Origin of the sequence: Sporosarcina limicola (assembly GCF_014873855.1) — a bacterium.
GTDB classification, from domain to species: Bacteria; Bacillota; Bacilli; order Bacillales_A; family Planococcaceae; genus Sporosarcina; species Sporosarcina limicola.
The window spans coordinates 152,915-167,794 of sequence record NZ_JADBEL010000002.1 but is presented as its reverse complement, the minus strand read 5'-3'; the positions used below and the strand labels follow the sequence as shown (position 1 = coordinate 167,794).

Annotated in this window: 14 protein-coding genes; 13 read left to right on the top strand and 1 reads right to left on the bottom strand. The window is 43.5% G+C overall.

All coding sequences use genetic code 11. The annotated features are described in order from the left end of the window. Positions 1–4: 4 nt before the first annotated feature. The 10 genes from coaBC to H4683_RS02880 are packed head-to-tail and all read left to right on the top strand — an operon-like array spanning position 5 to position 11,424. A complete protein-coding gene (gene coaBC / locus H4683_RS02925) occupies positions 5–1,222 on the top strand; it encodes a bifunctional phosphopantothenoylcysteine decarboxylase/phosphopantothenate--cysteine ligase CoaBC (RefSeq protein WP_192597332.1) in 1,218 nt (405 codons plus the stop codon). Beyond that, positions 1,212–3,623 (top strand): primosomal protein N', encoded by a 2,412-nt coding sequence (priA, locus tag H4683_RS02920; RefSeq protein WP_192597331.1) that lies wholly within the window; start codon positions 1,212–1,214, stop codon positions 3,621–3,623. The genes coaBC and priA overlap by 11 nt, the downstream gene beginning before the upstream one ends. Before the next feature lie 23 nt (positions 3,624–3,646). Next, positions 3,647–4,156, top strand: a complete 510-nt coding sequence (gene def / locus H4683_RS02915; protein WP_192597330.1) for a peptide deformylase — start codon at positions 3,647–3,649, stop codon at positions 4,154–4,156. Beyond that, the gene (fmt, locus tag H4683_RS02910) at positions 4,153–5,094 is read left to right on the top strand and encodes a methionyl-tRNA formyltransferase (protein WP_192597329.1); all 942 of its coding nucleotides are present in this window, start codon (positions 4,153–4,155) and stop codon (positions 5,092–5,094) included. The genes def and fmt overlap by 4 nt, the downstream gene beginning before the upstream one ends. Next, positions 5,091–6,446 carry a 16S rRNA (cytosine(967)-C(5))-methyltransferase RsmB gene (rsmB, locus tag H4683_RS02905; protein WP_192597328.1) on the top strand — a complete coding sequence of 452 codons (1,356 nt, stop codon included), beginning with the start codon at positions 5,091–5,093 and terminating at the stop codon, positions 6,444–6,446. Before fmt ends, rsmB begins: the two co-directional genes overlap by 4 nt. A gap of 36 nt (positions 6,447–6,482) precedes the next feature. Beyond that, positions 6,483–7,241 carry a Stp1/IreP family PP2C-type Ser/Thr phosphatase gene (locus H4683_RS02900; protein WP_192597327.1) on the top strand — a complete coding sequence of 253 codons (759 nt, stop codon included), beginning with the start codon at positions 6,483–6,485 and terminating at the stop codon, positions 7,239–7,241. Beyond that, positions 7,238–9,202 (top strand): Stk1 family PASTA domain-containing Ser/Thr kinase, encoded by a 1,965-nt coding sequence (gene pknB, locus H4683_RS02895; RefSeq protein ID WP_192597326.1) that lies wholly within the window; start codon positions 7,238–7,240, stop codon positions 9,200–9,202. The genes H4683_RS02900 and pknB overlap by 4 nt, the downstream gene beginning before the upstream one ends. Before the next feature lie 17 nt (positions 9,203–9,219). Further along, positions 9,220–10,113, top strand: a complete 894-nt coding sequence (gene rsgA, locus H4683_RS02890; protein WP_192597325.1) for a ribosome small subunit-dependent GTPase A — start codon at positions 9,220–9,222, stop codon at positions 10,111–10,113. Beyond that, positions 10,106–10,774 (top strand): ribulose-phosphate 3-epimerase, encoded by a 669-nt coding sequence (rpe, locus tag H4683_RS02885; protein ID WP_192597324.1) that lies wholly within the window; start codon positions 10,106–10,108, stop codon positions 10,772–10,774. The genes rsgA and rpe overlap by 8 nt, the downstream gene beginning before the upstream one ends. Next, positions 10,771–11,424 carry a thiamine diphosphokinase gene (locus H4683_RS02880; protein WP_192597323.1) on the top strand — a complete coding sequence of 218 codons (654 nt, stop codon included), beginning with the start codon at positions 10,771–10,773 and terminating at the stop codon, positions 11,422–11,424. Before rpe ends, H4683_RS02880 begins: the two co-directional genes overlap by 4 nt. Positions 11,425–11,621: 197 nt before the next feature. On the opposite strand, the gene rpmB is transcribed toward H4683_RS02880, so the two are convergent. Beyond that, complete coding sequence (gene rpmB / locus H4683_RS02875) at positions 11,622–11,810, bottom strand: 50S ribosomal protein L28 (RefSeq protein WP_192597322.1); 189 nt, start codon at positions 11,808–11,810, stop codon at positions 11,622–11,624. A gap of 216 nt (positions 11,811–12,026) precedes the next feature. On the opposite strand from rpmB, the gene H4683_RS02870 reads away from it, so the two are divergent. From H4683_RS02870 to sdaAB, 3 genes are all read left to right on the top strand, one after another. Then, positions 12,027–12,389 (top strand): Asp23/Gls24 family envelope stress response protein, encoded by a 363-nt coding sequence (locus H4683_RS02870; protein WP_192597321.1) that lies wholly within the window; start codon positions 12,027–12,029, stop codon positions 12,387–12,389. 18 nt (positions 12,390–12,407) lie between these two features. After that, positions 12,408–14,075 carry a DAK2 domain-containing protein gene (locus H4683_RS02865; protein WP_192597320.1) on the top strand — a complete coding sequence of 556 codons (1,668 nt, stop codon included), beginning with the start codon at positions 12,408–12,410 and terminating at the stop codon, positions 14,073–14,075. Between the two features lie 138 nt (positions 14,076–14,213). Further along, positions 14,214–14,876, top strand: a complete 663-nt coding sequence (sdaAB, locus tag H4683_RS02860; RefSeq protein ID WP_192597319.1) for an L-serine ammonia-lyase, iron-sulfur-dependent subunit beta — start codon at positions 14,214–14,216, stop codon at positions 14,874–14,876. The last annotated feature ends 4 nt before the right edge of the window (positions 14,877–14,880 follow it).

Below are 14,880 nucleotides of genomic sequence, written 5' to 3'. Positions count from 1 at the left end.
GACTGTGTTAGTGAATAAAAAAATCCTTCTTTGTGTAACGGGTGGAATTGCAGTCTATAAAGCGGTTGTGCTTGTTAGTAAGTTAGTGCAAGCAGGTGCAGAAGTGAAAGTCATTATGACAAAATCAGCGATGGAGTTTGTTACACCGCTTTCATTTCAGGCGATGTCACGTAATGATGTCTATTATGATACGTTCGATGAAAAAGAATCTGGTGTCATTGCCCATATTGACCTTGCAGATTGGGCTGACCTTGTTGTCATCGCACCTGCTACCGCGAACGTTATCGGTAAACTTGCAAACGGAATTGCAGACGATATGGTGACGACGACACTCCTTGCTACGACAGCTGAAGTGTGGATTGCGCCTGCAATGAACGTTCACATGTATGACAATAAATCCGTTATCCGCAACATTACAACATTGAATGATGATGGCTATCAATTCATCGAGCCATCCGAAGGTTTTCTTGCATGCGGTTATGTAGGGAAGGGGCGACTTGAAGAGCCTGAAAAGATTGTAGAACTTCTAGCGGAACGATTCAATATGTCGAAGCAACTCCCACTAAGGGGGAAAAAAGTCGTCATTACCGCGGGTCCAACACGTGAACGAATCGATCCTGTTCGATACGTCTCGAATTTCTCGAGCGGCAAGATGGGATATGCCATGGCGGAGGCTGCCGCCGCGCTGGGTGCTGATGCAGTCCTTATTTCCGGACCAGTTGGATTGGACAAACCCATAGGGGTGACTGTCATTGATGTCGAAAGTGCCGCGGAAATGCTGGAAGCGGTTCGTTCACAATTCGACGACGCGGCAATTGTTATCAAAGCTGCTGCCGTCGCTGATTATCGACCGAAGGAAGTCTATCCACAGAAGATGAAAAAGCAACCTGGAGACTCTACTATCGAGCTTGAGCGGACAACCGATATATTAAAAACGCTTGGTACAATGAAAACCCATCAGATTCTTGTCGGCTTTGCGGCGGAAACGCAAAATGCGGTCGATTACGGGTCGGGGAAATTGGAAAGTAAAAACCTGGACTATATTATCGTCAACGACGTCACAGATCCCGATGCGGGTTTTGGGAAAGATACAAATGTTGTTACACTTCTGTCAAAGAATGGGACTCATCGACCATTTCCAGCGATGTCGAAAAAGAAGCTCGCTACTTTGCTACTGAAAACGATTATAAAAGAGGAAAGTGAACAACTAAATGATCGCTGAAGTCATTGTAGATGTGGCTGCCTATCCGATAGATCGACCGTTTGACTACCTTGTTCCTGCATCAATGGCGATGGTAATAGAATCCGGGTCACGTGTAAAAGTACCGTTTGGACCGAGAAAAGTACTTGGTTATGTAACGGCGCTGAAAGAGGAAAGTGACCTTGAGTTCGGTAAATTAAAACCAATTGTTGAGCTAATTGACCTTGAGCCAGCTATTTCGGAAGAACTGCTGGATTTGTCAAAATGGCTTGCCACACAGACGCTTTCCTATGAAATCGATGCACTTCAAGTCATGTTACCCGCGGCAATGCGTGCCAAATATGAAAAGTTCATCATCGTTAACGACTCGGAACGCATTGAAGATTTGGAGTTTCTTCGATTTCTAGCAGGTAGGAAACGTATCCCACTAAAAGAAGCGACTGCATCAGGAGTATTGAAAGCAGTGAAAAGATATGTAGAACAGGAAGTCATCACAGTCGATACGGCTATCAATCAGAAGACCGCCGTAAAAAAAGTGCGTATGATTCGGGTAGTAGACGAATCTTCACTAATTAAAGTACTTGAATCTATTCAACCCAATGCTAGAAAACAAGTTGAGTTGATTCAATGGATGTTGGGACGAGCTGGACAAACGATTAGCGCAAAAAAAGTAGTGGAGCTTTCCGGTATCCAATCGTCAGTGCTGAAAATAGTTATCGAGAAAGGTGCTGCATTCGAAGAGTTGTCTGAGGTGTACCGTGAACCCGAGGGCTCTACCCTTAAAGACGGTAAAATCCCGCAACAATTAACCAATGAACAACAAACGGCGCTCCAACAGCTAACGATTTCCGCAGATAATCGGAAAGCGGAGACATTTCTGCTTCATGGTGTTACGGGCAGTGGGAAAACGGAAGTCTATCTCCGTGCCATCAAACATGTTTTGCAGGAAGGTCGGGAAGCAATTGTCCTCGTACCGGAAATAGCTTTGACACCTCAAATGACGGCGAGATTTAAAGAACGTTTCGGAGTCTTAGTTGCTGTCATGCACAGTGGTCTTTCCGCTGGGGAGAAATACGATGAATGGCGAAAAATCCGTCGGGGTGAAGTGAAAGTTGTTGTCGGTGCAAGGTCAGCGATATTCGCCCCGTTTGAAAATATCGGCATTATCATTCTTGATGAAGAGCATGAATCGACATATAAACAGGAAGATACACCGCGCTATCATGCCAGAGATGTGGCCATCAGACGCGCGGAGTATTATAATTGTCCTGTCATTCTTGGTAGTGCAACTCCTTCACTGGAATCGTATGCCCGGGCTTCAAAAGGGGTGTATAGCTTACTTACACTGACAAAACGTGCGAAAAACCAGGAATTGCCTGCCGTTACAGTCGTAGATATGCGGGAGGAACTGAAAACAGGAAATCGTTCGATGTTTTCGGTGGCACTGGCGGATGCGGTGCGTTTACGGTTGGAAAAAGGGGAGCAAACCGTTTTATTTCTAAATAAACGCGGTTTCTCTTCGTTTGTCCTATGTAGGGATTGCGGCACCGTCGTCGAATGTCCGAACTGCGATATATCACTTACTTATCACCGCTCGCATGAACAGTTGAAATGCCATTACTGTGGGCATGAGGAACGAGTACCGCTTGTCTGTCCAGAATGTAAGAGTGAGCATATCCGTTTTTTCGGCACCGGGACACAAAAAGCGGAAGAAGAAATTGCGAAGCTGTTCCCAGAAGCACGCGTTCTTCGTATGGACGTTGATACAACAAGAAAAAAAGGATCTCATGAACGCATTCTAAGTCAGTTCAGTGAAGGGAAAGCGGATATTCTACTCGGAACACAAATGATTGCGAAAGGCCTTGATTTTCCAAATATCACGCTCGTTGGTGTTCTTGCCGCAGATACGACGCTCCATCTTGCCGATTTCCGTGCTGCAGAAAAAACATTTCAACTGATGACGCAAGTGAGTGGACGTGCTGGACGTCATGAATTGCCTGGTGAAGTGTTTATGCAGACGTATTCTCCGGAGCATTATGCAATCGATTTGGCAAAAGCCCAACATTATGAACCGTTTTACAACTTAGAAATGGCAGCAAGAAGGCAGTATGGCTATCCGCCCTTTTATTTTGTTACACTGATCCAATTTACGCATGAAGACCTGTTAAAGGTTGCCGACTTTGCGGATAAGGGTGCCCGTTTTCTGAAAGGGAACTTGTCGCCCGAAACCGTAATCATTGGTCCAACTGCTGCTGCAATCAGCCGAGTGAACAATAGATATCGGTACCAATGTTTGATAAAATACAAAAAAGAGCCGAAGTTGACGGAAACGTTGCAACAGCTCATTAAGTACTACCGAACGGACTGGATAAAGTCAGGTCTAACGATGACCGTTGATATAGAGCCCGCGTCCATTTATTGAGTAGATAGGAAAGAGGAATTGATTTGGTGATACTTAAAATTGTGAAGCACCCTGCAAAGATTCTTGAACAATCATGTAAGGAGGTTGTGAAATTCGATAAGAAGCTCGGAAAACTTCTTGATGATATGCACGAAACAATGGTAGCGGCGGATGGCGTTGGCCTTGCAGCACCCCAAATTGGAGAAGCAGTTCGTGTCGCAATCGTTGATTTGGGTGAAGGGCAGGAAGTCATTGAACTAGTGAACCCTGTTGTAACGGCTATTGGAGGCTCGGAGGTCGAGGTAGAAGGATGCCTAAGCTTCCCGGGGTTATATGGTGAAGTAGAAAGGCCATTTTTTGTCCGAGTCGAAGCACAGGAACGAAACGGGACACTCTTTGAACTTGAAGCAGAAGACTATGAAGCGCGAGCAATCCTTCATGAAATCGATCATTTAAATGGCGTGCTCTTCGATTCGAAGATTATCCGCGTTGTTGATCCGTCTGAATTTGAAGAAATGGTTGAAGAAGAGAGTAAAGAAGGTGAGAAACGATGACGAAAATCATTTTTATGGGGACACCTGAGTTCTCAGTGCCAATCTTGACGATGCTCCATGACGAAGGGCATACGATACTGGCAGTCGTTACACAACCGGACAGGCCTGTGGGGCGGAAAAGAGTCTTGACTCCCCCTCCAGTCAAAGCAGAAGCATTGCGTCTTGGATTACCCGTTATCCAGCCTGAAAAACTAACAGGATCGGCGGAATTGGTAGAAATTCTAGCACTGCAACCCGACCTCATTGTTACCGCGGCCTTCGGTCAAATTTTACCGAAGGAATTACTAGACGCCCCAGCACTTGGCTGCGTCAACGTTCATGCTTCCTTACTGCCCAAATACCGGGGTGGGGCGCCCATCCATCAGGCAATCATGGACGGGGAAACGGAAACGGGTGTCACAATCATGTATATGGTTGAAAAACTCGATGCAGGCGATATCATTTCGCAAATAGTAGTTCCGATAGCGGAAACGGATCATACAGGAAACCTATTCAAAGCGCTATCTAAAGCGGGTACCGAATTGCTAAAAGAGACACTACCATCTTTGTTGAGAGAAACAAATAATCGACAGGTTCAGGACGAATCACTTGTGACGTTCGCCCGCAACATCTCCCGTGAGCAAGAACGGATAGATTGGTTCAAAGGCGGCAAAGCGATTTACGATAAAATTCGAGGACTTCACCCTTGGCCTGCTACCTATACGCATATTCAAGATGAAAACGTAAAAATTTGGTGGGCAGAAAAAGTACATTCAGATGTGAGTAGGGAACCCGGTACAATTATTGGGATAGAAAAAGACCGGATCCTTGTGAAAACAGGTGATGACATCGCGATTGCAATTACGGATCTTCAACCAGCAGGGAAAAAACGAATGCTGGCCGAAGTATTCATTCGTGGCACCGGATCTAAATGGAGCGAAGGGGACCAATTTGAATGAATAGACCTAAAAAGAAAATATGGAATGGCAATGTCCGAGATGCCGCTCTTTCAATTTTAATGGAAATTAACGACAATCAGGCGTACAGTAATTTGCTGCTTCATCGAACGATTGAAAAATATGGAATCGAAACGAAAGACCGTGGCTTACTGACGGAATTGACGTATGGCACACTGCAACAACGGATGACACTGGATTATTATCTTGAACCATTTGTCCGCGGGAAATTGGATGGCTGGGTTAGGGAACTTCTTCGATTATCGGTCTATCAAATTGTCTATCTAACGAAAATTCCACCGCATGCTGTTGTCCATGAAGCAGTTGAAATTGCAAAGAGGCGTGGCCATAAACGAATTGCGCCAACCGTCAATGGAATTCTCCGAAATGTGTTGCGACAGGGCGTCCGCTCACTGGATGAATTGGAGGATGGAATTGCAAAAACGGCCATTGAAACAAGCCACCCTGAATGGCTTATCAAGAGATGGAGCGCGCAATTTGGTGAAGAAGAAGCGGCAATCATGGCACATGAAAATAATGCTCCCCCTGCAATGTCAGTTCGTGTCAATACAGCTAAAATAACGGTGGACGAAGCAATCGCATCACTCGAATCAGAAGGAATCGAAGTGAGACATGGCGAAGTAGTACCTGCGTGCATCGTTTCTGTCAATGGCAATCCCGCAAATACCGAAGCCTATAAAAAAGGCTATATCACCATCCAAGACGAAAGCTCAATGTTGCCGGTACTTGCTCTGAATGTCTCGCCAGGTATGAAAGTATTGGATATGTGTGCAGCACCTGGGGGGAAAACGACTCATATCGCTGAATTAATGAACAATGAAGGGGAAGTGTTCGCGCATGATATTCATGAGCATAAACTTGCGCTTATTGAAGCAAATGCACACAGACTTGGTTTATCGTCCATTAAACCAAAAAGCGGAGATAGCCGTAAATTAGTAGAGCTTTACGGACCTTCATCATTTGATCGTATTCTTGTGGATGCGCCCTGTAGTGGGCTAGGTGTCATTCGCAGGAAGCCTGAGATTAAGTACAACAAAACGGAAGCGGATTTCATCGGTCTAAGCAATCTTCAATCACAGCTGCTCGACACCGCATGTGAATTGATCAAACCCGATGGAGTGATTGTCTACAGTACGTGTACCATGGAGTATTTGGAAAACTACGGAGTGGTCAAACGCTTCCTGAAACAGCATCCAGATATGGAGAAGATACCATTGCATCAATTGAAAAACCATGAAAAATTGGCAATTTCGGACGATATGCTTCAAGTGCTTCCTCAACACTTTGGGAGCGACGGATTTTTTGTAGTAGCTTTCAAGAAAAAAGAAAGTTAGGCAGTAAAACTAGAAGCGGAAAAGAGGGGATGGACGTTGCAATTCGAAGTGTTGACGGATGTCGGTAGAAAGAGGACAGTCAATGAAGATAGTGCGGCCGTTTACACACTTACTGAAGGGATTCTTCTTGCTGTTATTGCAGACGGCATGGGGGGGCACCGTGGCGGAGATCATGCAAGTTCAACAGCTATCAAAGTGATTGGAAAACAATTTATGGAACTCGACAGTACCGCTTTCGAGGCGGAAGAACACTGGGCAGAATGGCTACAGAATGCAGTTGTTCATGTAAATAAGTTGCTTTACAATCAAGCCGAAGAAAATGAAGAACTTAAAGGGATGGGAACGACATTAGATGCGGCAATCATATGGGGACAATCGTGTCTCGTATCTCATATAGGGGATAGCCGTGTCTACACTATAAGTGAAGAAGGCGTTCACCAGGTGACACGGGACCATTCCTATGTCAACGTCCTCCTTGAAAGTGGTGAAATAACGGAAGAAGAAGCAGCAATTCATCCGAAACGGAATTGGATTATGAAAGCGCTAGGTTCGGAAAAGACGGTTGATCCTGATTTTTATTCTATGAAATTGAATGAGAGAACTTATTTGCTACTTTGTACGGATGGTCTCAGTAATAAAGTCAATCAACAACGGATGAAGGAAATTGTCCTGTCCGAAGCAACTTTACGTGAAAAGACGAAAGAACTTGTGGATTTAGCGAACGAGATGGGCGGAGAAGATAATATTTCCGTCATTTTGATCAATTCTACCGGTGCGGAGGTGAATAATCTATGATTGGAAGTAGAATCGGTGGACGTTATGAAATCATTAAAATCATCGGTGATGGAGGCATGTCGAGAGTGTATCTTGCACACGACATTATCCTGAATCGGGACGTTGCTATCAAAGTGCTCAATTATGATTTTGCAAATGAAGAGGAGTTAAAAAGGCGGTTTCAACGAGAAGCGCTTTCTGCGACCAGTCTGACTCATCCGCATATAGTGGATATCTTCGATGTAGGTGAAGAGGGGAAACTTCATTATCTTGTTATGGAATACATTGAAGGTCAGACATTAAAGAAATTTATCAAAACAAATGGCCCGTTAAAGCCTGAGCGGGCATTGCCGATTATGCGTCAACTTGTTTCGGCGATTTCAAACGCGCACCACAACGGGATTGTGCACCGTGATATAAAACCGCAGAATATTTTGATGGATCCAGATGGCAATGTGAAAATAACGGATTTCGGCATTGCGATGGCACTTAGCGCGTCAGATCATACGAAAACGAACTCGGTCATCGGGACAGTCCATTACTTATCACCCGAACAAGCACGTGGTGGAATGGCGACGAAGAAATCGGATATTTATTCTTTAGGAATCGTGTTATATGAATTGCTAACAGGTGAATTGCCATTCTCGGCAGAGTCTGCTGTGGCGATTGCATTGAAGCATTTACAAGAAGAAACACCTTCTGTCCGGGCTCTATTTCCAACAATCCCGCAAAGTGTAGAAAATGTAATTTTAAAAGCGACTGCGAAAGATGCTACATATCGATATCGTTCGGCTGATGAAATGGTTGATGATTTACTGACGGTCCTTTCACTAGAACGAGCGAATGAAGAGAAACTTAGTATTCCATTCGATGATGACCGTACACGTTCAATACCAGTAGTCAATGAAATGTCGAAATTTACGAGCATCGAATCGACAAAGAAAATCGAACCAGTCACGCTTGAGCAACCTCCTGTAGCCGTAAAGAAGCGAAAAAAATGGCCGATTATTGCCGGCTCAATCGGCGGCATTATTATCCTCCTACTTCTGTTGTTTATATCGGGGATATTGGGTCCAAAACAGGTGGAAATTCCAAAGGTGGAAGGAATGGAGGAGACAAAGGCGGTCAATCTTCTGGAGGAAAAAGGATTTAAAGCCGACGAGCGGATGGAGCAGCCGTCCGATGAATTCGAAAAGGGAATAGTTATTAGTACCGTGCCTGAAGTAGGAAAGAAACGGGATAAAGGAACCTCGGTCAAACTATTTGTTAGTACTGGAAAAGAAACAATGGAACTGGAAGATTACACGGGACGTGATTACACTCAAATTTATTCACTTTTGGCTAGTTACGGTTTCAAGGTTGACTCAGAAGAAGAGTTTAATGATGAACCAACTGGGACAATACTTAAGCAGAATCATGAGAAGGGATCGGAATTGATCCCTAGTGAAACGGATATACTATTTACAGTGAGTAAAGGGCCGGACGAACAAGAGCTTGAGAGCCTAGAAAATTACGACAAAGATAGGCTGCACGACTATGAAAAAACGTCCGGATTTAAAATTATTGTTGTAGGTGAAAAACATTCTGCGACTATCGAAGCGGGACATGTCCTATCACAGCGTCCAAGTGCAAGAACAAAAATTGCAAAAGGCGGAAAAGTGGAGGTTGTCATGTCGAAAGGCGTAGAGAAAAAACCCGTTAAATCTATTTTTAAAACAGTGACAATTGAATACAAACCAGAAGTTATGGACGCATATGAAGATGAAGAGGGCAACTGGATAGAACCAGAGTTAGTTCCTCAACAGATACGAATTTACGTTCAAGATAAAACACATACAATGGCTGACCCAGTCGAGGAATTTACGATTACAGAAAATACGGTGAAACAGATTAAGATTGAACTAGAAGAAGGGCAGCGCGGTGCATATAAGATTACGCGCGATTCAACAATTATTGCCGAGGAACCAGTTCAATTACAGTGATTAGGAAGTGGGATAGGATGCCAGAAGGACAAATCAGAAAAGCCATCAGTGGATTTTATTATGTAGAAAAAGATGGAGAATTGCTTCAATGTAAAAGCCGGGGTGTTTTCAGAAACCGAGGCATCCATCCTCTTGTAGGAGATTTTGTGACTTATGTACCTGATGGGGATAATGATGCGATGATTACCGTGGTTCATGAGCGACGCAATGAACTTGTACGTCCGCCGATTTCTAACATCGACCAGGCATTGCTTGTTTTTTCAGTCGTGGAACCGGCGTTTAGTCCCCATCTGTTAGATCGATTTCTTGTGGTCGTCGAATCATATGATGTGAAACCTATCATCTGCCTAACCAAAAGCGATCTTGCAAGTGACGCAATACTTGAGAAGGTGGCAGAGGCCGCAAGCTATTATGAGCAGATTGGTTATGATGTGATTTCCACTTTCATTGGCGATGAAACCCTGGCTACAACGTTGAAACCCTATTTGGAAGGGAAGACAACAGTCCTTGCCGGCCAGTCTGGTGTGGGGAAATCCACATTGCTGAACACAGTGCTACCTTCCCTTGGGTTGAAAACGAATGCCATTTCGACAGCGCTCGGCCGTGGTAAACATACGACGCGCCATGTGGAATTACTTGAAGTCGCAGGTGGACTTGTTGCTGATACACCCGGGTTCAGTTCCCTAGAGTTTGACCATATCGAAAAGGATGAATTGCCACATTATTTCATAGATATGGCTGAAATATCGTCGGATTGCAAGTTCCGGGGATGTTTGCACATGAAAGAGCCGAAGTGTGTAGTGAAAGAAAAAGTGGAGACGGGAGAAATTCCGCGTCACCGTTATACGAATTATTTGCAGTTTATGCAGGAAATAATAGATCGAAAGCCGAGGTATGATAGAAATGATTAAAATTGCACCTTCAATCTTAGCGGCAAACTTTTCAAAACTCGCTGAAGAAGTGAAAGAAGTAGAAAATGCGGGAGCGGAACTAATCCATATTGATGTAATGGATGGTCATTTTGTTCCGAACATTACGATGGGCGCAATCGTAGTAGAAGCACTTAGACCTGTGACGAAGTTACCGCTAGATGTTCATTTAATGATTGAAAATCCGGATGCTCATATCGAACAATTTGCAGAAGCGGGTGCAGATTATATTACAGTGCACGTCGAAGCATGCAGGCATTTACATCGGACATTGCAACTTATCAAATCGACCGGGGCGAAATCGGGTGTCGTTTTGAACCCGCATACACCGATAGAAACGATTCTCCATGTTCTTGATGAAATTGATCTTGTGTTATTCATGACAGTCAATCCGGGCTTCGGGGGTCAGAAATTCATTTATTCGGTACTTCCGAAAGTGAAACAACTTGCCGATTTAATTCGTGAACGGAATTTGAAAATTGAAATTGAAATCGATGGCGGCATCAATGAGGAAACAATTATCCCTTGTGTCGAGGCGGGAGCTACAATTTTTGTTGCGGGATCTGCCATCTATAATGAACCAGATCGGGCGAAGGCATTACAACGGATAAAGTCTGCTGGTGAAGGCGCGTTAAAAAAATGAAAATTGCTGTCATTTGCGCGGGAGGGCCTGAATCAGAAATCGTCGATATGTTGGAATTTATTCAAGAGGATACAGTGTTCATCGGGGCAGACAGGGGAGCACTGCATTTATTGCAAAAAGGAATTACCCCTCTTGAGGCGGTTGGGGATTTTGATTCTGTCACGCAGAGTGAATATGAACGAATCTCGACTTCTATCGGTATAGTGGGACGGTTTCGTTCGGAGAAAGATGAAACTGACATAGAACTTGCGGTAGAACGAGCGCTTACTTATCATCCGGACCATGTCATTTTAACAGGTGTAACAGGTGGAAGACTGGATCATATGGAATCTTCTCTCCATCTACTCTACCGGCTTCAGACAGAAAACGCAGCGACATCATTTTCAATACGCAATCCAACAAATGAATTTTCTATCCTTCTTCCGGGAGTCCAACGCATTAAACCAGATGATAGTTTTCCGTACATATCTTTTTTTCCTTTCGGCGGAAATGTTTTGGGTCTCACGCTTACAGGTTTCAAGTATGAAACAGTTGATGTTTTGTTAGAAACAGGTATGACGAGATTTACTAGCAATGAACCAGCCGCAGAAGTCTGTACTATCTCATTCCGTGAAGGCATATGCTTAATGGTAAGGAGTTCAGATTCCTGAAAGGAGTGGGGAATTGCGGGTTTACACGTTTACGTTACCTAAGATTGTGAGCGGAATTGTTAGGAAGTACATGGTTGTTTTCCATAAAGAAGAACAAACGAAAGCAACTGCGAGTAAAAGAGGTAAAGCTAAAAAAAAGACTAAAGAAAAAACGTCAAGCTGAATCAATTCAGCTTGACGTTTTATTTCTGTTCACTTTACACGCGTTGAACTTTACCAGATTTAAGGGCTCTTGCAGAGACCCATACTCGTTTAGGTTTACCGTCAACGAGAATACGGACTTTTTGAAGGTTCGCACCCCATGTACGTCTGTTAGCATTCATCGCGTGAGAACGAGAGTTTCCAGCGCGGGCTTTGCGTCCAGTAATAACACATACTTTAGCCATTGTAGTACCTCCTTGCGAATGATAATTAAGCGATTCACTTTTATTCGCATACCCTAATAATGTATCATATGAAATCCAGTGTTGCAACCTTTTTTATGACATCTTTCAAGGAGAAACCCTTTACACACTATTAGCCTGTAGAAATGCTTTCTTTTATTATTATGTGGTATATAGTACAATGGAAGAAGTGAAAAAGGATGTAAGGAGGACTCAACCATGTCAATCGAAGTGAAAAATCAATTCGGCAAGATTGATATAACGAATGACGTCATCGCTCAAGTGGTAGGGGAAGCTGCTATCGAATGTTATGGGATTGTTGGTATGGCTTCAAGGCACCAAATCCGAGATGGACTAACTGAAATTCTCCGGAAAGAAAATTTTGCACGAGGGGTTATTGTACGCAATGTTGGTGAAGAGACACATATCGATATGTATGTCATTGTAGGTTATGGTACTAAAGTTTCTGAAGTTGCCTATCAAGTACAATCAAAAGTGAAGTATACATTGAAAAAGACAGTCGGCATGACTGTGAAATCTATTAATATTTTTGTCCAGGGAGTCAGAGTGACGAACCTGTAGAGGGAGGAAGTAATTTCAATGAAATCTATCGATGGTTTGAAATTTGCAGAAATGATAAAAATGGGTGCTCACCATCTTTATCAAAATGCCGACTATGTCGATTCGTTAAATGTTTTTCCAGTACCTGATGGTGATACGGGAACCAATATGAATTTGTCAATGACATCTGGAGCGAAAGAAGCAGATGAGAAAGCTGTAACTCACCTTGGTCAAACTGCTCAAGCTCTATCTAAAGGGCTATTGATGGGTGCACGAGGCAATTCGGGCGTTATCCTTTCACAGTTATTCCGTGGGTTTGGTAAAGCGATTGAAGAGGAATCTACTGTTGACGGTGTGAAATTTGCGGCGGCACTGAAATACGGCGTGGAAACAGCGTATAAAGCTGTCATGAAACCTGTTGAAGGAACCATTTTAACTGTTGCGAAGGACGCTGCGAATAGTGGTGTAGAAAAAGCGGCATTGACCGATGATTTTATAGCGGTAATGGAAGCAATCTTAGAAGAATCCAAAGCTTCACTTGAACGGACACCTGACTTGTTGCCGGTTTTAAAGGAAGTTGGAGTCGTCGATAGTGGAGGACAAGGTCTCGTTTATGTGTACGAGGGCTTTTTAGCATGTTTAAGAGGCGAGGAACTTCCTGCGAGAACTGTGGTCCATTCGATGGATGATTTAGTCAACGCAGAGCATCATCGCAGTATTCAAGGTTTTATGAATACGGAAGATATCGAATTTGGCTACTGTACAGAGTTCATGGTTAAGTTCGACAATGAAAAAATGCAAACGAATCCATATGATGAATCAGATTTCCGCAAAGCATTGAGTGAATTTGGCGATTCATTGCTTGTTATTTCCGATGAGGAAGTTGCGAAAGTACATATTCATACAGAAGAACCGGGAGACGCCCTTAATTACGGCCAAAAGTTCGGTTCACTTATTAAAATTAAGATTGAAAATATGCGGGAGCAACATAGTGAAATCGTAGGTAAAAATTATTCGGTTCAAACGATGCCGAAAAAAGATACTAGTAAGCATCCCTATGCAATCATCACGGTTGCAATGGGGAAAGGCATTGCTGAATTATTAAGAAGTGTAGGTGCTTCTGCAGTTATCGAAGGCGGTCAAACGATGAACCCGTCTACCGAAGACATCGTCAAGGCAATTGAAGAGGTCGGCGCAGAACGTGTCCTCATTTTGCCGAATAATAAAAACATCATCATGGCTGCCGAACAGGCAGCAGAAATTCTCGGTATTGAAGCAGCTGTCGTTCCGACGAAGACTGTGCCAGAAGGACTTGCTGCGATTCTTGCATTTAATCCGGAAGCGGAAGTTAGTGTAAATGCCGTAGCGATGGCGGAAGCAGCATCGCATGTGAAAACGGGACAAGTTACACATGCTGTACGAGATACGTCAATTGACGGCGTTGAAATAACGAAAGATGATTTCATGGGTATCTCTGGTGGGAAAATAATCATTTCATCTCCTTCACTTGAAGAAGTTATGAAAACACTTTTAACTTCCCTTATTGATGAAGATGATGAAATTGTGACAATTCTCTATGGTGAGGATGTTAAGAAGGAAGATGCTTCTTCAATTGCAAGTTATGTAGAAGATACCTTCAGTCACGCAGAAGTTGAACTGTATAATGGTAAACAGCCGCTTTATCCCTATATCATTTCAGTGGAATAACAGTGTTTTAGTGGTGCACCTTACTAACAGGTGCACTATTTTTGTGAAACGTGGTAATTAGATAATAATTTTGTTTTTAGTTAACTTCTCATGTAAAATGAATAGGAACGTATGCTTACTTAATAGGGGGTAGTATGAATGAAATTCAGATCAGTTTTTGATATTATTGGCCCGGTTATGATTGGACCTTCCTCTTCACATACTGCCGGTGCAGCACGGATTGGCCGTGTCGCACGGACACTTTTCGGACGGCAACCGGAATGGGCAAGGATCCATCTTTACGGCTCCTTTGCTGAAACGTATAAAGGTCATGGGACGGACATCGCAATTATTGGTGGATTACTAGATTATGATACATTTGATGAACGAATTAAAACGTCGTTTGCAGATGCTGAAAGACTTGGTTTGACGTTTGAATTTATTCCTGAAGAGGAAGAGGCGGAGCACCCGAACACAGCGAAGTTAATTATTGGGGATAGTAAGAGTGTTATGGAGCTAACTGGAATTTCTATCGGTGGTGGGACAATGGAAGTCACTGAGCTTAATGGATTCCCACTTAGGCTCTCTGGGCATTTCCCTGCGCTTCTCATCGTTCATGAGGATCGTGCCGGTGTAATTGCGAGCGTTTCCAATGCACTTGCAGCACAGGGCGTTAATATTGCGCATATGGAATGTGGTCGGAAAGAAAAGGGCGAAATGGCGCTTATGGTAATCGAAGTTGACCAATTTATCAATGATGCACTTATCAATGAGTTGGAAGTATTAGCGCATGTTACACAAGTTTCTACATTGGCAAACTAAGGAG